The organism is Pseudomonas sp. EU05-FHT14B02 (assembly GCF_058791055.1).
Map to the genome: position 1 here is coordinate 72,064 of NZ_JBYTDD010000017.1, position 23,118 is coordinate 95,181.

A 23,118-nucleotide genomic window follows, 5' to 3' on the forward strand; every position below is an offset into this window, starting at 1 on the left:
ATGCGTTTGCTTCTGGTGGAAGACCATGTGCCCCTGGCCGACGAACTGCTGGCCGGCCTGAACCGGCAGGGTTATGCGGTGGACTGGCTGGCCGACGGTCGCGACGCGGTGCATCAGGGCAGCACCGAGCCTTACGACCTGATCATCCTCGACCTCGGTTTGCCCGGCGTGCCGGGGCTTGAGGTGCTGGCGCAATGGCGCGCGGCGGGGCTGGCCACGCCGGTGCTGATCCTGACGGCTCGAGACTCCTGGGCCGAACGCATCGAAGGCCTCAAGGCCGGCGCCGACGACTACCTGACCAAGCCATTCCATCCCGAAGAGTTGTTTTTGCGCATCCAGGCGTTATTGCGCCGCTCCCATGGACAGGTCAACCAGCCAACGCTCAAGGCTGCCGGGTTGCATCTGGACGAAGGTCGCCAGTGCGTTGTGCGCGACGGTGCGGACATTCAACTGACCGCCGCGGAGTTTCGCCTGTTGCGTTATTTCATGCTGCACCCCGAGCAGATCCTCTCCAAAAGCCACCTCGCCGAACACCTCTACGACGGTGAAACCGAGCGCGATTCCAATGTGCTGGAAGTCCACGTCAACCACTTGCGCCGCAAGCTCGGCAAAAGTGTGATTGAAACCCGTCGCGGCCAGGGTTATCTGTTCGGCGGGCAAGCCCGGTGAGATCTATCCAGCGCCGCTTGAGCCTGGGCCTGATCAGCGTGATGGTGGTCGTTGGCCTGGTGCTGGCGCAAACCAGCCTGTGGCTGTTCGAGTTGGGGTTGCAGCGCTACCTCGAAGCCGGGTTGCGCAATGACAGCGAGAACCTGCTGGCGGCACTGGTGCGCGGGCCGCAAGGCTTGCAACTGGATGAGCGACGCCTGTCACCGGCTTATCAACGGCCGTTCTCCGGGCATTATTTCCGTATCGATTTCGCCGACGGCCATTGGCGTTCCCGTTCTTTATGGGATCAGGAACTGCCGGTGCTCGATCACCCCGGCCTGCATGGCAACTTGCAATTGGGGCCGGAAGGGCAACAGTTACTGGTGCTGCGTACCGACTATCGACGTTCTGGGTTGCCGATCTCCATCAGCGTCGCCGAGGATTACACGCCCATTCGCGAAAGCTTCCGACGCATGCAACAGCTCGGGTTTGGCCTCGGTTTGACGGCGCTGTTGCTGATTCTGCTGCTGCAACGGATTACCGTGCGCCGGGCCTTGCGTCCGCTGGAGCAGGCCCGCGAGCAGATTGCGCAACTTCAACAGGGCCAGCGTTCGCAACTCGATGATCAGGTGCCGGTGGAACTGGAACCACTGGTGGCGCAGATCAACCATTTGCTGGCCCACACCGAGGACAGCCTCAAGCGCTCACGCAATGCCTTGGGTAACCTCGGCCACGCCTTGAAAACTCCGCTGGCGGTGCTGTTGAGCCTGGCTTCAAGCGAGCAACTCGACGCGCACCCGCAATTACGCAAGGTCCTCAAGGAGCAACTGGAGCACGTCCAGCAACGGCTCAATCGGGAACTCAATCGTGCGAGGTTGTCTGGCGATGCGTTGCCGGGCGCACTGTTTGATTGCGATGCAGAACTCCCCGGGTTGCTGGCCACGCTGAACATGATCCATGGCGAACACCTGGCGCTGAGCTACCGCGCACCCACCGGCCTGCAATTGCCCTGGGATCGCGAAGACCTGCTGGAGCTGTTGGGCAATCTGCTGGATAACGCCTGCAAGTGGGCGGATGCCGAGGTTCGCCTGAGTGTGGCCGAGACTGCAGAGGGCTTTGAACTCAGCGTGGAAGATGACGGCCCGGGCATTCCCGAAGAGCGTCGCGATCAGGTGTTCGGCCGAGGAACGCGGCTGGATGAGCAAACCCATGGGCATGGTTTGGGGCTGGGTATCGTGCGCGACATCGTCGATAGCTGGGGCGGCAAACTGTCGTTGCTGGAAAGCGAATGGGGCGGGTTGAAGGTCGTCATCGAGTTGCCTAAACATACTTGAAGCCACACCAGGAACCCTGTGGGAGCGAGCAAGCCCGCTCCCACATGGAAACTGCCCGACTCAGGTGTGATGAATCTCCCGATCCTTGGTTTCCGGCATGAAGAAAATACCCAGCACCGCCGTCATCACCGCGATGACAATCGGATACCACAGCCCGTAGTAGATATCCCCCGTGGCCGCCACCATGGCGAACGCCACCGTCGGCAGGAAGCCACCAAACCAGCCATTGCCGATGTGGTAGGGAAGCGACATCGAGGTGTAGCGGATGCGTGCCGGGAACAGTTCCACCAGCCAGGCGGCAATCGGCCCATAGACCATGGTCACGTAGATCACCAGGATCGTCAGCAATAGCAACACCATCGGATAATTGGTCTTTGCCGGGTCGGCCTTTTCGGGGTAGCCGGCGTCCTTGAGGGCGGTGGCGAGGGTGGCGGCAAAGGCGTCGTTCCTGGCCTTGAAGTCGGCGGCCGGCATGCCGGTGCCCTCGAAGCTCTCGATCACTTTATCGCCAATGCGCACCTGCGCAACGGCGCCCGGCTCGGCATCCACGTTCTTGTAGGGGATTGCCCTTTTGGCCAGCACGGTCTTGGCCAAGTCACAGGAACTGGTGAATTTGGCCTTGCCCACCGGGTCGAACTGGAACGAACACTGGGCGGGATTGGCGACGACCGTGACCGGATTCTTCTCCTGCGCAATGAACACGTCGGGGTTACCGTACTGGGTCAGCGCATGGAAGATCGGGAAGTAAGTCAGGGCCGCGAGGATGCAGCCGGCCATGATGATGCCCTTGCGCCCGATACGGTCGGACAGGCTGCCGAAAATGACGAAGAACGGCGTGCCGATCAGCAGGGAGCCGGCAATCAGCAGGTTCGCGGTTTGCGGTTCGATCTTCAGCGTCTGCAACAGGAAGAACAGCGCATAGAATTGCCCGGTGTACCAGACCACTGCCTGGCCGGCGGTGCCGCCGAGCAGTGCCATGATCACGATCTTCAGGTTCTCCCAGCGTGCGAAAGATTCAGTCAGCGGCGCCTTGGAAGACTTGCCTTCGGCCTTCATTTTCACAAACACCGGCGACTCGTTGAGCTGCAAGCGGATGTACACCGAGATAATCAGCAGCAGGATCGACAGCAGGAACGGAATCCGCCAGCCCCAGGCTTCGAAGGCTTCGGTGCCCAGAACGGTACGGCAGGCGAGGATCACCAACAGTGAAAGAAACAGGCCGAGGGTTGCTGTGGTCTGGATCCACGAGGTGAAGAAGCCGCGTTTGCCCTTGGGCGCATGTTCAGCCACGTAGGTCGCTGCGCCGCCGTACTCACCGCCCAGCGCCAGGCCTTGCAACAGGCGCAGGCTGATCAGGATGATCGGCGCGGCGACGCCGATGGTCGCGTAGCCGGGCAGTAAACCCACCACGGCCGTGGAGATACCCATGATCACGATCGTGATGAGAAACGTATGTTTGCGCCCGATCATGTCGCCCAACCGACCGAACACGATGGCGCCGAGGGGCCGCACGGCGAAGCCGGCGGCGAAGGCGAGCAGGGCGAAGATGAAGGACGTCGTTTCGTTGACACCGGCGAAGAAGTGCTTGGCGATGATCGCCGCGAGGGAGCCGTACAGGTAGAAGTCGTACCATTCGAACACGGTGCCCAGGGACGAGGCGAAGATGACCTTGCGCTCCTCCCGGGTGAGCCCGCGGTTGGGCGTGCTGCCCGTGGTTGCATTGTCGATTGCTGCCATGAGTATTCTCCGTCTTGCTCTTGTTGTAGGCCGGAGTTCCCACCAACACTTACCGTACCCAGGCCCTGGGGCTGAAGTCTTCGGATTACGTGGCTTGCATTCAGATTGACGCCAGAAGGCGCTGCAAGGTTCCATGAAGCACAATCGGCTTGCGGAAGATATCCACTTGCCATCATTTGATTGAGCAGCACGACACCTGTAGGAGCGAGCTTGCTCGCGAAGGAGTGTCAGCTACCGTGGTGTCGACTGACACACCATCGCGAGCAAGCTCGCTCCTACAGAGGGGATGTTGCCGGGCTTAAACGCGGAACTGATCCATCAGGCTCTGCTGCTGGTTCGCCAGGCTATTGAGCGACTGGCTGACCCGCGCCGATTCATTGGCCTGGCCCGACAGCGATTCGGTCACGTCGCGGATGGTCGCCACGTTGTTGTTGATCTCCTCGGCCACCGCGCTTTGCTCTTCGGCGGCACTGGCGATCTGCATATTCATGTCGTTGATCACGGTCACCGCGTCACCGATCTGGCGCAGCGCCGTCACGGCCTGGCCAACCTGCTCGACACTGCCCTGGGCCTGACGATGGCTGTTGTTCATCGAACCCACCACCTCCTGGGTGCCGTTTTGCAGTTGTTCGATCACCAGACGGGTTTCTTCCACGGACTCCTGGGTACGCCGCGCCAGGTTGCGCACTTCATCGGCCACCACGGCAAACCCGCGCCCGGCCTCACCGGCACGGGCCGCTTCGATCGCGGCGTTGAGGGCCAGCAGGTTGGTCTGCTCGGCAATCGCACGGATCACTTCCAGTACGGTGCCGATCTTCTCGCTGTTGGCGGCCAGACCTTCGACCTGAACCATGGCCGTGCTCATGTCGGCGGCGAGGTTGTCGATGCTGGTGGTGGTGCGGTCGATCACGGTCAGGCCCTGACGGGTCGCCTGATCTGCATCGCGGGCGGCGTGGGCCGCCTGCGCGGCGCTGCGGGCGACGTCCTGGGCGGTGGCGCTCATTTCGTGGGAGGCGGTCGCCACCTGGTCCACCTGGCGGTACTGCTGCTCCATGCCGGCGCTGGTTTGTGCGGCGATGGCGGACGACTGGTCAGCGGTGCTGCGGGCGTCCTGCACCGAGCGCTTCACTTCGGCAATGATCGGTTGCAGCTTGTCCAGGAAACGGTTGAACCAGCCGGCCAACTGGCCCAGTTCATCCTGCTTGTCGTAGGCCAGGCGGCGGGTCAGGTCACCTTCGCCGCTGGCGATGTCTTCGAGCATGTGCGCCACGCCGAGGATCGGTCGGGTGACGCTGCGGGCCATCAGCCACACCAGCAGCAGGCCGAGCAGGGCGGCGAGCACCCCCAGGCCGAGTTCGACCAGGGTACCGGCGGTGTTGCTGTCATCGAGTTGCTTTTTCAGGGCTTCGGCGGGGCCGACCAGGACTTTCTCCGGCACGTCGAGCAGCACGCCCCAGGATTTACCGTCGGGAATCGGCTGGAAGGGTGCCAGCACTTTCAGTTGCCGATGGCTGTGCAGGCTGGCGGTTTTGCTGCTGGCGGCGAGCATGCGCAGCAGTTCGGCGCCATTGGCCTTATCCACGGTGTCCAGGCGCTGGCTGAGTTTGCTGGCGTCCGGGCTGTAGCCGGCGAGCAGGCCGGCCGGGCTGATGATGCTGACGCTGGTCTGGCCGTCATAGAGCTTCTTGCTCGCGCCCAGGCTGACCGCTTGCAGGCTGTTGAGGTTGATGTCCACGGACAGCGAGGCGATCACCTTGCCGTTGACCATTAGCGGGAAAACGATGCTAGTCATCAGCACGTTCTGACCGTCGATCTCATAGAAGTAAGGTTCGATCACGCACGGCTTGAGTGTGGTGCGCGGGCAGGTGAACCAGGCGTTGGCCGCTTCGCCGCTGGGGCCGGTGCTGGTGTCGGCCATGTCCTTTTCCGGCAACGCCATGGACGTTACCTTGCCCGGCGTCGGCTGCGACCAGTAGAGGGCGAAACGACCCTTGTCGTTGCTGCCAAGCTCGGCCTGACCGGCGAACAGTTCGTCCTTGCCGTCCAGCCCATTGGGTTCGAACACCAGGGACAGGCCGAGCAGGTCCGGGTTGGCTTGCAGGGCTGACTTGACCTGGCGGGTCAGGTCTTCGCGCAGGTCGAAGGCATCGAGAAAGCGCTTCTCGGCCTGGTCACGCAGGAACAGCACCTGCCGGGAGAAGCCGTGGCCGTACTGATAGGCGTCCATGAACTGCTGGCGTATCCCCAGCGCCTGGTTTTCGCCCTGGGACTCGATCCGGGCCTGGGCCGCCTCTGTCAGCATCTCCATGCTCGAGGCTTTCACCAGCTCGGAGCTGTGCTCCATGCGGTACAGCGAAAGACCCACCAGCAGGGTCACGATGCCCGCCAGGCACAGCCCGGCCAGCAGGGTGATTTTCCATTGAATGGAGAGTTGTCTGAGCGACATGGAGACGTCCTTATTCGATAAATATCTGAGACTTTGCACTGTAACGGCCGGGATTTTGGTTTCTTTATCCCGTCTATCGGCGATCAAACACTTCCCTATGTAGGAGTGATCATGCTCGCGATGGTCGTCAACGATGACGATGGAAACCTGATACCCCCGGTGCTCTCAGGTGCATCGTCGGAACGCCGCCCGGAGCTAGCTCACCCCTACAGGTCATGACATGTCGTTACATATCGACAGCGCCGAGGTGCTTTGACAAGGAGGTGACGCTGCGGCACAGTGCGCGCCCTCTAATAAAACCCATTCCTTAATCCGCTGGTGGCTCTTCGCAGACTGCCGGACGGAGTCTTTTAGTTTGTATCGAGGTAATGAAATGAATGCAGTAATTGCCGCGGTCGGCATCATGCTGATCCTCAGCCTGTCCCGCGTGCATGTGGTGATCGCCCTGATCGTCGGTGCGCTGGTCGGTGGCTTGACCGGTGGCCTGGGAATCGAGGCGACGCTCAAGGCTTTCAACAGCGGCCTCGGTGGCGGGGCGACGGTGGCGTTGTCCTACGCCTTGCTCGGCGCTTTCGCCGTGGCCATTGCCAAGTCCGGCATGGCCCATGCGCTGGCCGACAAGGCCCTGGCCATGGTCGATCGCCAGCACGCCAGCGGCGGTGGCCAGGTCAAGTGGCTGCTGATTGGCCTGCTCTGGGTCGTGGCCATCGCCTCGCAGAACATCTTGCCGATACATATCGCGTTTATTCCGTTGCTGGTGCCGCCGCTTCTTTATGTGCTGACGAAGCTGCAACTGGACCGTCGACTGATCGCCTGCGTCATGACCTTCGGCCTGATCACGCCCTACATGTTCCTGCCGGTGGGCTTCGGCAACATCTTCCTCAATGAGATCCTGCTGGCCAACGTCGCCCGCAGCGGCGTGGACATCAGCGGCATCAACGTGACCCACGCCATGGGCATTCCGGCCTTGGGCATGGTGGCGGGCCTGCTGATCGCGTTTGTCAGCTACCGCAAGAAGCGTGTCTACGACCTGGCGAAGATCGAACAGGTCGAGCAAGTGGCGGTGCAATACAACCCGCTGAGCCTGATGGTGGCCGGCGTGGCCATCGCGGCGGCGTTCATCATTCAGTTGTTGCTCGATTCGATGATCATCGGTGCGCTGGTCGGCTTCCTGATCTTCTCGGTGTCGGGCATTGTCAAATGGCGTGACACTGACGACCTGTTCACCGAAGGCATGAAAATGATGGCGATGATCGGCTTCATCATGATCGCCGCCTCGGGGTTTGCCGAAGTGATGAAGGCCACCGGTGAGGTGCAGACGCTGGTCGAGTCGTCGGCGTCGTACATCGATCACAGCAAAGGCATTGGCGCCTTGCTGATGTTGCTGGTGGGGTTGCTGGTGACCATGGGCATCGGTTCGTCGTTCTCCACCGTGCCAATCCTGGCGGCGATCTTCGTGCCGTTGTGCGTGCAACTGGGCTTCAGCCCATTGGCAATCGTGTGCATCGTCGGCACTGCCGGTGCCTTGGGCGACGCCGGTTCACCGGCTTCCGACTCGACCCTGGGCCCGACTTCCGGCCTGAACATCGACGGCCAGCACCATCACATCTGGGACACCGTGGTCCCGACCTTCCTGCATTACAACCTGCCGTTGCTGGCGTTTGGCTGGGTGGCGGCAATGGTCCTGTAACCAATTCCCTTCTGATTACCCTGGATCAGAATGTGGGAGCGAGCTTGCTCGCGATGGCGGTGAAACAGTCAACATCTATTTGGCTGACAGTCCGCTATCGCGAGCAAGCTCGCTCCCACAGGGGGCTCCACTGCTCCCACTGACTGCGTTCAACTTTTGACCCGGCGTGCCGTTAAAGCTTTTAACCACGCCAACAAAAATCAAAAGAGTGAACGTCATGCGCATGAGTCTCAAGGCAAAAGTCCTGTCCCTTGCCGTCCTCCCGGTGTTGCTGTTTGCGCTGGTCATCAGCCTGACCACGCTGTTCATTCTTCAGGATCAGGCGCGCAAGGAAGTCGAGCAGACACGCGAGCGCCTGCTCAGCGATGCCAAGGCAACCTTGCAAAGCTACGTGGCCGTGGCCATGACCACGATCAAACCGCTCTACGACGCGGCCGCCCCCGGCGATGAGGCGGTGCGGGCCCAAGTGATCAAGCTGCTGTCGAGCATCACCTACGGCAAGGACGGCTACTTCTTCGGCTACGACTCCAACACCGTGCGCCTGTTCAAGGCCAACAGCCCCGAGGGCGTGGGCCAGAGCTTCAAGGACAACCGCGACCCGAACGGTGTCTACGTCAACCGCGACCTGGTGAAAGTCGCCAAGGACGGTACGCACTACCTGCAATACAGCTCGCCATTGCCTGGCAACACCCAGGTGCTGGTGCCCAAGCTCGGCTACACCGAATACCTGCCGAAGTGGGACATGGCGGTCGGCACCTCGGTCAACCTCGACGGCATCGAAGCACAAGTGGCCGTGGTTGAAGCCAAGGTCCAGGAGCGCATGCAAGGCATGGTGCTGAGTATCGTTGGCGTAGCAGTCGTGGTGCTGTTGCTGATCGCTGCCGCCGGGATGCTGCTGGCCAACACCATTGTGCGTCCGCTGCATCTGATGAAAGCCAACCTCGACGATATCGCGGCGGGCGAAGGCGATCTGACCCGCCGCCTGACCATCACCAGTCAGGACGAACTCGGTGAACTGGCCGGCTCGTTCAACCGTTTCGTCGACAAGATCCACGGCCTGGTACGGCAGATCACCGAAATGACCTCGCAATTGACCGGGCTGGTGAACCAGGTGTCCGACCAGGCCAACCGTTCGGACCAGGCCATGGAACGCCAGCGTCACGAAACCGATCAGGTGGCCACAGCGATCAACGAAATGTCGGCGGCGGCCCAGGAAGTGGCCAAGAGCGCGCAGAACGCCGCGGTAGCAGCCCAGCAGACCGACGAAGAAGGGCAGGCGGCCAAGCGTGTTGTGGCCGGCAGCATCGAGAAGATCCATGCCCTGGTGGACGACATCCGCAGCAGCGGCGTGTCCCTGGACAGCCTGCAAAAAGACGTGTCGTCGATTGTCAGCGTGCTCGGGGTGATCCGCTCGATTGCCGAGCAGACCAACCTGCTGGCGCTCAACGCAGCCATCGAAGCCGCCCGCGCCGGCGAGGCCGGGCGCGGCTTTGCGGTGGTGGCCGATGAAGTGCGGGCGCTGGCCAGCCGCACGCAAATCAGCACCCAGGAAATCCAGGGCATGATCGACCGTTTGCAGGCCGGCACCCAGTCGGCGGTAGAGGCGATGCGTCGCTCCAGCGAGGCCGGCGACGGCACCTCGGCCCAGGCCAACGAGGCGGGGGCTTCGCTGGACACCATGGCTCAGCTGATTGCGACCATCAACTCGATGAACGCACAGATCGCCAGTGCCGCCGAAGAACAGACCGCCGTGGCCGAAGAGATCAATCGCAGCGTGCATCAGATTGCCGTGGCGGTGGACAGCGTCGCCGACGAAACCCAACTCGGCGCGCAAACCTCTCGCAGCCTGGCCGACCTCGGTCAGCGCCTGGGTAGCCTGGTCGGGCAGTTTCGTATTTGACAGTTATGGTTAACAACGCGAAATGGTGTGGTTTTTATAACTAAACAGTATTGAACAACTGTCATATTTGACAGTTGTTGCCGTTGGCTTATTGGTCTTTCATTTCAATGACATAGCGAGGTAACTGCAAACCATATAGAAACAGGGGCTAAGTATGAGGTTTTGGCAACTCTCATGTTTCATCCTGGTTGGCGGCTGTGCCGTTACCGTGACGGCACAGGCTCTGGATATACCAAGCTCAGTGGACTGGCGTACCCAGGGAGCTGTTACCAGAGTCAAGCAATTGGGGACTTGTGGCTCCGGTTATGCTTTTTCAGCGGTGGGTGCCCTGGAGGGCGCATTGTTTTTGCAAACCGAAAGACTGGTCGAGCTTTCCGAGCAGCAGATTCTTGATTGCAGCAGTGAGCAAGGTAATCAAGGATGTGATGGCGGGCTGATGGATTACACCTATGACTACGTCAAGCAACACGGTATTCAGTCAGAAGAATATTACCCTTACACAGGCGGCGGGGGACGCTGTGATGCAGGCATGATCAAGGCTGTCGCCGCCAATACGGTGACCTATACGAATATTCCTCGTGGCGACGAGGAGGCACTGCGCCAGGCCGTAGCCAAAGGGCCGGTATCGGCGGCGATTGACGCTTCCGACAACTTTAAAAAATACTCCGGCGGGGTATTGAATGATGAAGATTGCGATGAAAATGATTTGAATTACGCCGTGCTTATTGTTGGTTATGGCACCGAAGATGGCGAGGATTACTGGCTGGTGAAAAATAGCAGGGGGCCGGAGTGGGGGGAGGCCGGGTATATAAGGATGTCCAGAAACAAAGATAATCAGTGTGGCATCGCCTCTTACGCGTCATTCCCTGTCCTCGCGAAACGGATAATTCATCAAGGACTCAAGTAGTGCGCGATACGCGCTGTTGCGGTGTTGCAGTCGACCCCTACACTGAAAAGCACGGGTTGTTTTCATCTCCCCCCGACGACCACTACCCACAGGAGTCAAACCCATGACTGAGCGTATATGCGATTGTCCGAAGTGTTCCTGCAAACTCGGCGAGCATCCGATCGTGCGTCACGGCAAACACTATTGCTGTGAAGCCTGTGCCAAGCATCACGAGCACGGCGAGGAGTGCACCTCCCAAGGCTGCAAGTGTGCCCACTGAAAACCACGGCATACGCAAAAGTGGAGCCTAGTCCGGCTCCACTTCCAGCCTGAGGCTGTCATCTTCCAGGCGTTCGCTGTGGCGGACGGTGCCTTGCAAGCGCCGCCCTTCGACCCGCAGCACCAGGGTCTTGGCTTGCTCCAGATCTTCCGGCAGTGGCGCCGGGACGCGTATGGCGAAGCAGAATGGGTCATTTTCGACCTGTTCCAGTCCGATCCGGCACTCGACACTCCTGGTGAAGCGGCCGTTCGGCGTGTCCAGACCGTAGTCCAGTTGCGCAGGGCTGTTGACGGGTGTTGCGCTCATATCCCTTCCCCCGAACCTGATGGTTACCGGATATTAGTTCGCCGGCCGCCACTTGACGTTTTCCACGCCGAATTTTTCAGCCATCGGCTTGCTGGTCTTTTGCACCTTTTCGCGTCCGAATCGGGGGATTCGCCCCACCCCCGCGTCACAACTCGCCCAATGCCAGGCTTCTGCGTTATCCATTTTTTCCAGTCGGATGATGAATGATTTCGGAGCACCATGGAGGGTGTACTCGATGACGAATAATTTTGCACTGTTCATAAAGCCCCGGTTCCTCCCTGTTGTACATAAACGGATCGCGTACCATCAGAAAAATTCACTCGGATTGTCAGATACCGGCGGTTGCTGGCGACACGTTCGGCGCCTCGTTACCATGAAGCCTTCCCGTACCCAATGAACATAGACCATGGCCCTCGCCGCACCACCTGACCTGAGTGACACCGATGTGCCTGTGCAACCGCTGGCCCGCACCTATCCGCGCGGGTTGTACATCGAGCCCCATGAGCACGTCTGGGGCCAGTTGCTGTATGCGATGAGCGGGGTGATGTGGGTCGAGACGCCGCATGAGGCGCTGGTGGTGCCTCCGCAACGGGCGGTGTGGTTGCCGCCCGGCGTGCCTCATGGAATTCGTGTGGTATCGGACCTGCAAATGCGCAATATCTACCTGCGGCCGTCCCTGGCGGCGACCCTGGATGACAGCGTTCAGGTGATCGAGGTCGGCGGTTTGCTGCGCGAACTGATCGTCGGGCTGGTGGAGCAGGGTAACGACGGGGCACCCGAGTATTACGACGCGCTGGTGGGCCTGGCGCTGCTGGAACTCAAGCGGGCCAGGCGTTCGCTGCTGAAAATTCCTCTGCCGGACGATTCCGACCGACGGCTGATGAACCTGTGTCAGGCGGTCATGGCCGCGCCTTCACTGGACATTCCTTTCGAACAACATGCGGATAACGCCGGAGCCAGCGTGCGCACCCTGGCGCGGCTGTTCAAGGACGGTTTGGGCATGGGCTTCGCCGAGTGGCGGCGTCAGGTGCAATTGGCGACGGCGGTGGCCGAGCTGATCCAGGGCGTACCGGTCAGCGCGATTGCCCGGGAGCTGGGATATTCACCGAGCAGCTTCAGCGACATGTTTCGTCGTGAGCTGGGCGTTGCCCCTTCGCAGTTTCCTGCGGCGCAACGCCAGGACTGATTTCCTCGAAAGCCAGGTTTTGGCCGAAATTCAGAAGCACTTGACCGATGATCAAGCGCGTCGCCCCCTAGACTTGGCGCATACCTCAATTGCCCCGGAGTCTGCCATGAACTACCTCGTGTCATTGGCCATCGGTCTGGGCGTCGGTCTGCTCTACGGCGCCCTGGATTTTCGTTCCCCCGCCCCCCCGGCCATCGCCCTGGTGGGCCTGCTCGGCATGCTCGCCGGCGAAAAACTCTGGCCGATGGGGCGAGGGCTGGTGGCTGGCTGGATCTCCTGAACCCTTTTCGACTCGATGGATACGCCCATGAAAGCTCTGCAATTCGATAAAACCGGTGATCTCTCGGCCCTGCGCTACGTTGAGGTGCCTACCCCCGTTCCCGGTGCCGATGAAGTGCTGGTCGAGATCAAGGCCGCTGGCCTCAACCCCAGCGATGTGAAGAACGTGCTGGGACGTTTCCCCTACACCACCTTGCCGCGGATTCCCGGTCGTGACTTTGCCGGTGTTGTCGTGGCCGGCCCGCAGGCGATGATCGGTCAGGAAGTCTGGGGCACGGGCAAGGAACTGGGCTTTTTCGCCGACGGTTCCCACGCGCAGTTCGTCAAGCTGCCGGCCAACGGCGTGGCGCTCAAACCTACGCATCTGAGCTTTGCCCAGGCCGCCAGCCTTGGCGTGCCGTACACCACGGCGTGGGATGCTCTTGAGCGCAGCCTGGTGACGGCCGAAACCCGATTGCTGGTCATCGGTGGCGGGGCAGTTGGCAGTGCCGCGCTCGCCTTGGCCAAGGTGCGCGGTGCCCGGGTGTTGGCGGCCGCGCGGCGTCCGGAGCAGGTCAAGGATTTACAGGACCAGGGCTACCAGACCCTGCAACTGGATAACCCCGAAGACTTGGGCGCACAGGTCAACGCGGTGTATGCCGGCGGCGCCGACGTGATTTTCGACACCACCGGTTTCTGGCTGCCGGCCTCGGTAGCGGCCCTGGCCGCGTTCGGTCGCATCGCGATCATCGCGGCCCCCGTGGACGGTCACGTGCAGTTGCCGGCTCTGGCGTTGTATCGCAAGGGTGGTTCGGTTGTGGGGATCAACTCGTTGCTGTACGGGGTGCAGGCGTGTGCGGCGATGCTAGAACAGTTCGGCCGGTTCTTCGATCAAGACCTGTTGCCGTTGCCCCAGGGCCTGTTCGAGTCGCCATTGGCCGAAGGCCTGGAGCGTTATGCCGAGGTGAATCAGGGCAGTGGTGACAAAGTGATTTTGCTGCCGTAACCGCTCCCACAAGGTCCATGGCTGTGCAACGCCTTGCGCATGCCTCGCTCTGCTAGAATCGGCCCATTGACCCAATGAGGTACCCCTATGAGCGAGCCGATTCGCCTGACTCAATACAGCCACGGCGCTGGATGCGGTTGCAAGATTTCCCCCCAGGTGCTGGAAGTGATCCTGGCCGGCAGTGGGGCGCAGAACCTCGACCCGAAACTTTGGGTCGGCAATGCTTCGCGCGATGATGCGGCGGTGTATGCAATCGATGATGAACGCGGCGTGGTCTCGACCACCGACTTTTTCATGCCGATCGTCGACGATCCCTTCGATTTCGGTCGAATTGCCGCCACCAATGCCATCAGCGACATCTATGCGATGGGCGGCGATCCGTTGATGGCGATTGCAATTCTGGGCTGGCCGGTGAACGTGCTGGCCCCGGAGGTTGCCCGGGAAGTGATACGCGGCGGTCGTTCGGTGTGTGACGCGGCGGGTATCCCGTTGGCCGGTGGGCACTCCATCGACGCGCCAGAACCGATCTTTGGCCTGGCCGTCACCGGTCTGGTGGAAAAGCGCCACATGAAGCGCAACGACACCGCCACGGCCGGTTGCCTGCTCTACCTCACCAAGCCCCTGGGGATTGGCATCCTTACCACGGCCGAGAAAAAGGGCAAATTGCGCAACGCCGACATCGGCCTGGCCCGGGACTGGATGTGCACCCTGAACAAACCCGGCAGCCGTTTCGGCAAGCTCGACGGTGTGACCGCGATGACTGACGTCACCGGTTTCGGTCTGCTCGGGCACCTGGTGGAAATGGCCGACGGCAGCCAGCTCACGGCGCGCATTGAATATGACCGCGTACCGCGCCTGCCGGGGGTGGAGTATTACCTGGAACAAGGCTGCGTACCGGGCGGGACTCTGCGCAATTTCGACAGCTACGCCAGCAAGCTCGGACGCCTTCAGGAGCTGCACAAACGTGTGCTTTGCGACCCGCAGACCAGCGGTGGCCTGCTGATTGCCGTGACGCCTCAAGGCAATGAGCAATTCCTCTCGGTGGCCGCCGAACTGGGCCTGAGCCTGGAACCGATCGGTGAACTGGTCGAGCGACAGAGCAACGCAGTCGAGGTGTTTTGATGTTCGTCGACTGCACTGATTACCGCGACATCTTCCTCAACGACCGGCCAATGATGGACGCCCGCGCGCCGGTCGAATTCAACAAGGGTGCGTTTCCTGGCGTGATCAACCTGCCGTTGATGAATGACCATGAACGCCAGCGGGTCGGCACCTGCTACAAGCAGCACGGCCAGCAAGCGGCCATCGTGCTGGGGCATCAACTGGTGTCGGGCGCGGTCAAGGCCGAACGCATCCAGGCCTGGGCCGATTTTGCCCGGGCACACCCAGATGGTCTGCTGTATTGCTTTCGCGGCGGCCTGCGCTCGCAGATTGTCCAGCAGTGGCTCAAGGACGAGGCCGGCATCGACTATCCACGGGTCGGCGGTGGCTACAAGGCCATGCGCACCTTCCTGCTGGACACCCTCGATCAAGCCGTGACCCAGTGCAATTTCGTCTTGCTGGGCGGGATGACCGGCACCGGCAAAACCGAGGTGCTCACGCAACTCGACAATGCCGTGGACCTTGAAGGTCATGCCAACCATCGCGGCTCCAGTTTCGGCAAGCGCGCCACGGGCCAACCCTCGAATATCGACTTCGAAAACCGCTTGGCCATAGACGTACTGAAAAAACGCGCCCGTGGCATCGAGCAGTTCGTACTGGAAGACGAAAGCCGTGCGGTGGGCAGTTGTGCCTTGCCGTTGCCGCTTTATCAGGGCATGCAGCAGTTTCCGATGGTGTGGCTTGAAGACAGCCTGGAAGGGCGGGTCGAGCGGATCCTGCGCGATTACGTGGTGGATCTGTGTGCCGAATTCATCGACGTGCATGGCGAGGAAGGCTTTGCGCTGTTTTCCGAACGCTTGCTGGCAAGCCTGAACAATGTGCAGAAGCGCCTGGGTGGCGAACGTCATCGGCGCATGCTGGTTTTGATGGAGGATGCGTTGGCCGAGCAGGCCCGTAGTGGTGCGGTGGATCTGCACCGGGGCTGGATCGAAGGCCTGCTGTGCGAGTATTACGATCCGATGTATGCGTTTCAGCGGGAGAAGAAAGACGCGCGGATCGAGTTTGCCGGGGAGCGGGGTGCGGTTCTCGAGTATCTGCGCGAGCGAGTGAATCAACGAAAGTGATGCAGGTTTAACTGGCCCTATCGCGAGCAAGCTCGCTCCCACAGGGCTCAGTAGTGCTCATGCCTTCGTGATCACACTGCAAATCCAATGTGGGAGCGAGCTTGCTCGCGATGAGGCCGGATCAGGCATTACAGGTTTCAGGTCGGACAGGTTTCGGCACCATTATCCAGGCCTTGCTTGTACACATGGCTCTGCAAACTGGCCTTGCCGTTGTGCCAGGTCAGGGTGAGTACATACAGCGAGTCGTAGTCGCTGGACTCCCAGTCATCCGTGATGGTCATTTTCTTGCCGGTGGCGTCGCCGGCTACCTTGTTGATCAGCTCCGGCAGATAGCCGTGGGACCAGGCCGTGTAGATGACCGCATTGTGGTACTTGTCGTGGAGCAGTTCATCGGCCAGGTCACTGGTGTCATTGGCGGAAAAGTTGATGTTCACCGGCAGGCCAAGCTTGATGGCGCTAGGGCTGATGGTCATCAGTGGGCGGATGTAACTGTAGGAATTGTCGAACTCGCCTTCCTCGACGTTACGCGTCGGGTTCGCCGCAAATACGTAGTTGGCCTTGCCGAACTTGTCCGGCAGCAGCGTGGCCAGGTCGATAGCGCGGTTCAGTCCCTGGCAATTGAGCTGGCCCAGGCCTCCGGCGGGTTTTTCCCCGTGACGCAGGAAGACCAGCGTCTGGGTGCCATCCATCGGTTGGGCGCGACTCAGGCCGGACTCCAGCGTCAGGCACACCGCGCTGACCACCAATAAGGCGGGCAACAAAAGGTAAGCACGATGTTTGAAGCGTTTGGCAAAATTGAACAGGTTCATGTGTAAAGGGTCTTCAGCGTAATTCGGTTAAGGCTGACAAACCTCTACACCACGATTGTCCTGCGTCGGGTGTTTTCCATGTCATTGAAGCCGGTCCGTCATCAAAGGGGTGGTTCTCAGAGTCCCCTGAGCCCGTTTGGTTCGATTCCGGCCGAGTGGGCGGCAATGTACCGGTAACCTTCACGGGTTTGCAGAGAAGGTTATCGACAGGATGTTGCACAATTGTGGACACGCTACACCGGATGGCGTTGAAACAGTCGTGATTTCTTTTGATCTCGCCTATCAGCGAGATCGATGACTTCAAGGGGTCGCAGAGCCGATATCTGCATTATGATCGTCACTCTCAATGTCTTCGTGGATCGTGCCCATGACCGATTTGTCCGCATTCCCCATCACCCGCAAATGGCCTGCCCAATACCCGGAGTGGATTCAGCTGTACTCCTTGCCGACTCCCAACGGCGTCAAGGTCTCGATCATGCTCGAAGAGATCGGCCTGCCGTATGAACCTCACCGGGTAGGCTTCGACACCAACGACCAGATGTCCCCGGAATTTCTTTCCCTGAATCCCAACAACAAGATTCCGGCGATCCTTGACCCCCACGGCCCGGACGACAAGCCACTGGCGCTGTTCGAGTCGGGAGCGATTCTGATCTACCTGGCCGACAAGAGCGGGCAACTGCTGGCCCAGGAGTCGGCACCGCGCTACGAAACGATTCAGTGGCTGATGTTCCAGATGGGCGGCATTGGCCCGATGTTCGGCCAACTCGGGTTTTTCAACAAATTCGCCGGCAAGGACTACGAAGACAAGCGTCCCCGTAACCGCTACGTCGAGGAAAGCAGGCGCCTGCTCAAGGTGCTGGACGGTCGTTTGCAAGGGCGCGACTGGATCATGGGCGAGCGCTACACCATCGCGGACATCGCCATTTTCCCGTGGGTGCGCAACCTGATCGGCTTCTATGAAGCCGGCGATCTGGTGGGCATCCAGAACTTCCCTAACGTCACGCGGGTGCTGGAGCGCTTCCTGGCGCGGCCGGCGGTGGTGCGCGGGCTGGAAATCCCGAAACCAATCTCGAATTAAATCTCTTGCCTGTAGGAGCGAGCTTGCTCGCGAAAAAAGTAAGGGCAACGCGAACATTCAGACAATGCGCGTTATCGTTTACGACCATCGTCGGAACGCCGCCCGCAGCAAGCTCGCTCCTACATCTCGTCCTCTGAAATTCAGGAAAACCCATGTCCAGTCAGTTCCCCGAAGCACGCCCACGCCGTCTGCGCCGCAATGCGAGCCTGCGCAGCCTGTTCCAGGAGACCGAGTTCAGCCTGAACGACCTGGTACTACCGATTTTCGTCGAAGAAGAAATCGACGACTTCGTGCCGATCAACAGCATGCCCGGCGTGATGCGCATTCCCGAGTCGAAGCTGGCCGGCGAGATCGAGCGCTACGCCCGTACCGGGATCAAGTCAGTGATGACCTTCGGCGTCTCCCACCACCTGGACAGCAGCGGCAGCGACACCTGGCGTGAGGACGGCCTGGTTTCGCGCATGTCGCGCATCGCCAAGGACGCGGTGCCGGAAATGATCGTCATGTCAGACACCTGCTTTTGCGAGTACACCGACCACGGCCATTGCGGCGTACTGCACAACCATGAAGTCGACAACGACCAGACTCTGATCAACCTCGGCAGGCAAGCCGTCGCGGCGGCCCGGGCCGGTGCCGACGTGATCGCACCCTCGGCGGCCATGGACGGGCAAGTCCAGGCGATTCGCCGGGCGCTCGATGATGCCGGTTTTACCCAGACGGCGATCATGGCCTATTCGACCAAATTTGCTTCGGCGCTCTATGGCCCGTTCCGCGAGGCCGGCGGCAGTGCGCTCAAAGGCGACCGTAAAAGCTACCAGATGAACCCGATGAACCGCCGCGAAGCGATACGCGAATCGTTGCTCGACGAACAGGAAGGCGCTGATGCGCTGATGGTCAAACCGGCCGGTGCATACCTGGACATCATCCGCGACATTCGCGAAGCCTCGCGCCTGCCGCTGTCGGCCTATCAGGTAAGCGGTGAGTACGCGATGATCAAGTTTGCCGCCCAGGCCGGGGCCATCGATGAAGATCGTGTGGTGCGCGAGAGCCTGGGGGCGATCAAGCGCGCCGGGGCAGACCTGATCTTTACGTACTTTGCGATGGATCTGGCGCTGGCGGGGATCTAGGCACCCGCGCATATCCCCCTTGTAGGAGCGAGCTTGCTCGCGATGGTCGTTAACGATGACGCGTGTTTACTGACTAAACGCGGCGCCCTTGAGTCCATCGCGAGCAGGCTCGCTCCTACAGGGAGATGTGGTGTTCTCAGGCAGCGCCAAAAAACGGCCGGATCCCCTGATCACGAAAATACCGTTCGATCACTTTCGGGTCCGCGCAAGTTTCGGCAATCGCCACATAGGTATCGGGCCGCAACAGATAAAAGCCGTTGCGCCCCAGGCCCGCGGTTTCGAACGCCGGTCGCCAATCAAATACATGCAGTGGCAAATGGTGTTCGTGGCACCAGGCAATCATCTCGTCGCTGGTGTCGCCATAGACATGCACCTGCCAGGTCAGGCACTTGAGCGAATCAAAATTATCCCCCTCACCGTCATGGGCCCAGGGCAGGCGATCACCACCATGCACGTGCCCGGCAACGCCCGTGCTCAGCGGCATTCCACGATAATTCAGGGTGATCTGCGACACCGTGCGAAACATGAATTCGCGAGAGGTTTCGAACGAGGTTATTTTCGGTATCAAGAACGGGGCCAGACGTGTACGTAGCAAGTCGGCAATTCGTCCATCAGCAGTGACGAAGTTAAATACCCGGTCGGTGGTGGCCACCAGTTTGCGGGCAAACGCGATGCGCTCGGTTTCATAAGTGTCGAGCAGTCTGGCCTCTGCGCCGCCGCTCAACACGGCCGCCAGTTTCCAGGCCAGGTTGATGGCATCGCCAATCCCGGTGTTCATGCCCTGGCCGCCCGCCGGGCTGTGCACGTGGGCGGCATCCCCCAGTAAAAACGCCCGGTCTTTGCGGAAGTGATCCGCCACCCGATGATGTACGCGATAGGTCGAAAACCAGTTCAGTTGCTCGATCTTCACCTTCATGTGCTCGATGGCCCTGCTGCTGACGTCCTCGAAGCGCAGGGTTTCGGCGTGTTCGGCACGTTCGTCGCGTACCGTGCCGATCAAGCGCGCACGACCACTGCCGGCCAACGGGAACACGGCGAGGAAGTCTGCCTCGTCGAGGTCCACATGCAGTTCGCCGTTGAATGTCGGGCCGCTGCCCTGTACGTCGGCGACGTAGAAAATCTGCTGGTAAGTCCCGCCGGGAAACCCGGTATCCAGGGTTTTGCGCACAATCGACCGGGCACCATCGCATCCGGCCAGGTAACAGGCCTGGCAGATTTCCTGCTGACCGTCGGGCAGGTGCAGCGTGGCTGTTATGCCGTCTGCGGTTTGCTCGAAGCCCGCCAGTTCGGTGTTACGTTCCACTGTGATACCGAAAGCGTTCAGGCGCTCGATCAACAGCCGTTCGTGTTCGTCCTGGGGGAAAATCTCGAGAAACGAGTAGGGCGTCAGGCCTTCACCGATCTGAGACAGGGGCAGGCGCGCCACGGGCTCACCCTTTACCCAGAAGTTGCCGGCCGTTACTTGATGTCCGTTTTGCACCACGGCGTCGTCCAGTCCAAGCTGGCGATACAACTCCAGCGTCCGTGCCTGGACGGCCAGCGCCCGGGACGTGGTGCCGGGGGCGGAGGTTTTGTCGACGATCCGCACGCGCACGCCGAGTTTGCTCAGCCACAACGCCAGGACCAGCCCGGTGGGGCCGGCGCCGATGATCAACACGTCGCTGCGGTGCATGAACCTGTCCTCCTCGCGGTGTGAATCAAGTATGGTCCAGTCGGGGAGGGCGGCAACCGTCGGACTGTCACGGACGTAGCCGCTGACCTGCCATTGGTCGTATGGTTGGCCCGGACCAACGGATTAGATGGAACGACATGCAAATCAGATTGATCACAAGCGTCGCAGCGTTGCTGCTATTGGCCGGTTGCGGCAGCCAACGGACCCAGGAACCGGTGGCGCGCAGCCCGGCCGAAGTGAAGGCCGAGATTGTGCGTTTGCTACCGGCCAAGGCTGCCGATCGCCAGGGTTGGGCCACGGATATCCAGGTGGCGTTTACCGCGCAAGACATCTCGCCGACCACGCAAAACCTGTGCTCGGTGCTGGCGGTGACTGAACAGGAGTCGACCTTTCAGGTCGATCCGAGCGTACCGGGCCTGGGCAAGATCGCCCGCGACGAGATCGACCGCCGTGCCGCCAAGGCACATATTCCCGGCCTGTTGGTGAGCGGTGCGCTAATGCTCGATTCGCCCAACGGCAAAAGCTACAGCAGCCGCCTGAGTGCCGCGCGCAGTGAAAAGGAACTGAGCGCTGTTTTCGATGACTTCATCGGCATGGTGCCGATGGGCAAGACCCTGTTCGGCGGCTTCAACCCGGTGCATACCGGCGGGCCGATGCAGGTCAGCATTGATTTTGCCGAGCAGCAGGCCAAGGGCTATCCGTACCCGGTGAAGGGCTCGATTCGTCATGAAGTGTTCACCCGGCGCGGCGGCATGTATTTCGGCATCGCGCATCTGCTCGGCTATCCGGTGAGTTACCCACAGCCGTTGTACCGCTTTGCGGACTTCAACGCGGGTTGGTACGCCAGCCGTAACGCCGCGTTCCAGAACGCGGTGAGCCGGGCTTCCGGTATCCCGTTGGCGCTGGATGGCGACCTGGTGCGCCACGGTTCGATCATGCCCGGCACCACGGAACTGGCCGTGCGTACCCTCGGCAAGCAACTGGACATGCGCAATCCGACGATCCGGGCACAACTGGAAGAGGGGAACACCCTGGCGTTCGAAGACAGCAAACTCTATCGGCGGGTTTTCGAACTGGCCGAACGGGCCGAGGGCCGGCCGTTACCCCGTCAAGTGTTGCCCGGGATCGTGCTGCAAAGCCCGAAAATCACCCGCAAACTTACTACCGCGTGGTTCGCCAAGCGAGTCGATGAACGCTACCAGCGCTGCATGGCGCGGGCAGGGCAGTAATCGCGGCGCAAAAAAGCATAAAAAACCCGGCGGGTAAGGCCGGGTTTTCATTGAGTCCTGCGGTCAGGCACTGCATTCAGACAGCGCGGCTTTCGATCAAACGATCCGAACCGCCTTCGGCGACGCGGTTTTGCAGGAGCTTGTCGGAACCGCCTTCGGCGACGCGGTTTTGCAGGAGCTTGTCGGAACCGCCTTCGGCGACGCGGTTTTGCAGGAGCTTGTCGGAACCGCCTTCGGCGACGCGGTTTTGCAGGAGCTTGTCGGAACCGCCTTCAGCGACGCGGTTTTCAATCAGACGATCCGAGCCGCCTTCAGCGACTACAGGTTGAGCAGAGTTTGCGGCAAAAGCGTTAACTGCGAAAACCGAGAAAGCGATGCTGAGGAGGGTTTGGCGTTTCATGATGGTGTGCTCCGGGGTGCTTATGGGTTGGTATGGAGCAGATGTTACGCCGAGGATTTTTTAAGAGAACTTCATTGAAGTGATGGTGAACATCGACGGCAATGATAGGACCGATGCCACACCCCAAGTGAACGTGATGGTGCGATCGTCGGATGGTCGTGGTGTGGTGGGTGGTGGCTTCTACACTGGTTAGCTGGCGCGTTCCTCTGCCGCGATGCTTGATGCGGCGCTGCAGAGTTTAGGGTATGCAAGGAGACGTTTATGTACCAGCTCTACGGCCATCAGAACTCCGGGGCGGCGGCCATCGAAGCCGCCCTTGAGCTCTGTGATGTTCCTTATCGCTTCATCGATGTCGAGACGTCCGCGGAGGCGGCCCAGGCGCTGGAGAAGCTCAACCCGCTCAAACAGATTCCGACCTTGCAGCTACCCAACGGCGCTGTCCTGACCGAGAGCGCGGCGATCCTGATCCACCTCGGGCTCACCTTTCCCGCATCGGGATTGTTGCCGCAGGATCCGGCCGAGCGGGACCAGGCCATTCGCGGCATGGCGTACATCGTCAGCAATTGCTATGCGGCCATCGGCATCATTGATTACCCCGAACGCTGGCTGGCCGAGGCGGATGAGTTCTCCAGGCAGAACCTCATGGAGGGCACCCGCCGACGCCTGCACTGGAGTTGGGAGGTGTTTGCCGATCAGTTTTCGGGTGAGTTGTACCTGGGCAGCGAAAAACCAGGGGGCCTGGATGTGCTGGCGGCGGTGATCTCGCGATGGGCGGGTAGCCGGGAACATTTGCGCAACGCCCGGCCGGGTTTTTTCGCCTGGCTGGAACGCATCGACCGCCACCCGGCATTGGCACCGGTGTTCGCCCGGCATTGGCCGGCTTGAAAACACCACTTACCCT

General features: G+C 60.7%; 22 protein-coding genes and 1 pseudogene. 15 read left to right on the forward strand and 8 right to left on the reverse strand.

The genetic code is table 11. From position 1 onward, the window contains the following. Positions 1-669, forward strand: a complete 669-nt coding sequence (locus tag AC3WTM_RS16870) for a response regulator transcription factor (protein ID WP_057714001.1) — start codon at positions 1-3, stop codon at positions 667-669. Further along, positions 666-1,982: a sensor histidine kinase gene (locus AC3WTM_RS16875; protein WP_102671825.1), complete on the forward strand. Its 1,317-nt coding sequence runs from the start codon at positions 666-668 to the stop codon at positions 1,980-1,982. Before AC3WTM_RS16870 ends, AC3WTM_RS16875 begins: the two co-directional genes overlap by 4 nt. Before the next feature lie 60 nt (positions 1,983-2,042). Here AC3WTM_RS16875 and AC3WTM_RS16880 read toward each other — a convergent pair whose 3' ends face one another. The 3 genes and pseudogenes from AC3WTM_RS16880 to AC3WTM_RS16890 all read right to left on the reverse strand — a co-directional run. Then, a complete protein-coding gene (locus AC3WTM_RS16880) occupies positions 2,043-3,719 on the reverse strand; it encodes an MFS transporter (protein WP_102671826.1) in 1,677 nt (558 codons plus the stop codon). Between the two features lie 298 nt (positions 3,720-4,017). Continuing rightward, entirely contained in the window at positions 4,018-4,773 is a 756-nt protein-coding gene (locus AC3WTM_RS16885) for a methyl-accepting chemotaxis protein (protein WP_371918587.1), read from the reverse strand. A gap of 102 nt (positions 4,774-4,875) precedes the next feature. Then, positions 4,876-6,165: pseudogene (locus AC3WTM_RS16890) on the reverse strand (methyl-accepting chemotaxis protein); the annotation flags it as partial. A gap of 373 nt (positions 6,166-6,538) precedes the next feature. On the opposite strand from AC3WTM_RS16890, the gene AC3WTM_RS16895 reads away from it, so the two are divergent. The 4 genes from AC3WTM_RS16895 (at position 6,539) to AC3WTM_RS16910 (ending at position 10,921) form a co-directional block, all read left to right on the forward strand. Beyond that, entirely contained in the window at positions 6,539-7,855 is a 1,317-nt protein-coding gene (locus AC3WTM_RS16895; RefSeq protein ID WP_056722503.1) for a Na+/H+ antiporter family protein, read from the forward strand. A 223-nt stretch (positions 7,856-8,078) separates the two neighbouring features. Next, on the forward strand, positions 8,079-9,755 hold the full coding sequence (gene ctpM / locus AC3WTM_RS16900) for a methyl-accepting chemotaxis protein CtpM (protein ID WP_492574104.1): 1,677 nt from the start codon (positions 8,079-8,081) through the stop codon (positions 9,753-9,755). A 154-nt stretch (positions 9,756-9,909) separates the two neighbouring features. Further along, on the forward strand, positions 9,910-10,662 hold the full coding sequence (locus AC3WTM_RS16905; protein ID WP_090456813.1) for a C1 family peptidase: 753 nt from the start codon (positions 9,910-9,912) through the stop codon (positions 10,660-10,662). A 103-nt stretch (positions 10,663-10,765) separates the two neighbouring features. After that, entirely contained in the window at positions 10,766-10,921 is a 156-nt protein-coding gene (locus tag AC3WTM_RS16910; protein ID WP_102671829.1) for a metallothionein, read from the forward strand. Between the two features lie 27 nt (positions 10,922-10,948). Here AC3WTM_RS16910 and AC3WTM_RS16915 read toward each other — a convergent pair whose 3' ends face one another. After that, positions 10,949-11,227 carry a hypothetical protein gene (locus AC3WTM_RS16915; RefSeq protein WP_102671830.1) on the reverse strand — a complete coding sequence of 93 codons (279 nt, stop codon included), beginning with the start codon at positions 11,225-11,227 and terminating at the stop codon, positions 10,949-10,951. A 33-nt stretch (positions 11,228-11,260) separates the two neighbouring features. Next, positions 11,261-11,488, reverse strand: a complete 228-nt coding sequence (locus AC3WTM_RS16920) for a DUF6555 family protein (protein WP_057714008.1) — start codon at positions 11,486-11,488, stop codon at positions 11,261-11,263. Between the two features lie 145 nt (positions 11,489-11,633). Between AC3WTM_RS16920 and AC3WTM_RS16925 the strand changes: the two genes are divergently transcribed. The 5 genes from AC3WTM_RS16925 (at position 11,634) to mnmH (ending at position 15,902) form a co-directional block, all read left to right on the forward strand. Next, positions 11,634-12,413 carry an AraC family transcriptional regulator gene (locus AC3WTM_RS16925; RefSeq protein ID WP_057714009.1) on the forward strand — a complete coding sequence of 260 codons (780 nt, stop codon included), beginning with the start codon at positions 11,634-11,636 and terminating at the stop codon, positions 12,411-12,413. 106 nt (positions 12,414-12,519) lie between these two features. Next, positions 12,520-12,693 carry a DUF1427 family protein gene (locus AC3WTM_RS16930; RefSeq protein ID WP_079246732.1) on the forward strand — a complete coding sequence of 58 codons (174 nt, stop codon included), beginning with the start codon at positions 12,520-12,522 and terminating at the stop codon, positions 12,691-12,693. Between the two features lie 27 nt (positions 12,694-12,720). After that, a complete protein-coding gene (locus tag AC3WTM_RS16935; protein ID WP_102671831.1) occupies positions 12,721-13,677 on the forward strand; it encodes a quinone oxidoreductase family protein in 957 nt (318 codons plus the stop codon). Between the two features lie 87 nt (positions 13,678-13,764). Next, complete coding sequence (gene selD, locus AC3WTM_RS16940; protein WP_057714011.1) at positions 13,765-14,799, forward strand: selenide, water dikinase SelD; 1,035 nt, start codon at positions 13,765-13,767, stop codon at positions 14,797-14,799. Further along, positions 14,799-15,902, forward strand: coding sequence for a tRNA 2-selenouridine(34) synthase MnmH (mnmH, locus tag AC3WTM_RS16945; protein WP_102671832.1), 1,104 nt, complete (start codon positions 14,799-14,801; stop codon positions 15,900-15,902). Before selD ends, mnmH begins: the two co-directional genes overlap by 1 nt. Before the next feature lie 137 nt (positions 15,903-16,039). On the opposite strand, the gene AC3WTM_RS16950 is transcribed toward mnmH, so the two are convergent. Then, positions 16,040-16,711 carry a histidine phosphatase family protein gene (locus AC3WTM_RS16950; protein WP_102671833.1) on the reverse strand — a complete coding sequence of 224 codons (672 nt, stop codon included), beginning with the start codon at positions 16,709-16,711 and terminating at the stop codon, positions 16,040-16,042. Between the two features lie 367 nt (positions 16,712-17,078). Between AC3WTM_RS16950 and AC3WTM_RS16955 the strand changes: the two genes are divergently transcribed. Continuing rightward, on the forward strand, positions 17,079-17,789 hold the full coding sequence (locus AC3WTM_RS16955) for a glutathione S-transferase family protein (protein ID WP_102671834.1): 711 nt from the start codon (positions 17,079-17,081) through the stop codon (positions 17,787-17,789). A gap of 152 nt (positions 17,790-17,941) precedes the next feature. Next, positions 17,942-18,916, forward strand: a complete 975-nt coding sequence (hemB, locus tag AC3WTM_RS16960; RefSeq protein WP_102671836.1) for a porphobilinogen synthase — start codon at positions 17,942-17,944, stop codon at positions 18,914-18,916. Between the two features lie 136 nt (positions 18,917-19,052). Here hemB and AC3WTM_RS16965 read toward each other — a convergent pair whose 3' ends face one another. Continuing rightward, complete coding sequence (locus AC3WTM_RS16965) at positions 19,053-20,588, reverse strand: FAD-dependent oxidoreductase (RefSeq protein WP_102671837.1); 1,536 nt, start codon at positions 20,586-20,588, stop codon at positions 19,053-19,055. A gap of 137 nt (positions 20,589-20,725) precedes the next feature. Between AC3WTM_RS16965 and AC3WTM_RS16970 the strand changes: the two genes are divergently transcribed. Further along, positions 20,726-21,817 carry a DUF1615 domain-containing protein gene (locus AC3WTM_RS16970; RefSeq protein ID WP_102671838.1) on the forward strand — a complete coding sequence of 364 codons (1,092 nt, stop codon included), beginning with the start codon at positions 20,726-20,728 and terminating at the stop codon, positions 21,815-21,817. 76 nt (positions 21,818-21,893) lie between these two features. Here AC3WTM_RS16970 and AC3WTM_RS16975 read toward each other — a convergent pair whose 3' ends face one another. Further along, entirely contained in the window at positions 21,894-22,217 is a 324-nt protein-coding gene (locus tag AC3WTM_RS16975) for a hypothetical protein (protein ID WP_102671839.1), read from the reverse strand. A 261-nt stretch (positions 22,218-22,478) separates the two neighbouring features. Between AC3WTM_RS16975 and AC3WTM_RS16980 the strand changes: the two genes are divergently transcribed. Further along, the gene (locus AC3WTM_RS16980) at positions 22,479-23,102 is read left to right on the forward strand and encodes a glutathione S-transferase family protein (RefSeq protein WP_102671840.1); all 624 of its coding nucleotides are present in this window, start codon (positions 22,479-22,481) and stop codon (positions 23,100-23,102) included. The last annotated feature ends 16 nt before the right edge of the window (positions 23,103-23,118 follow it).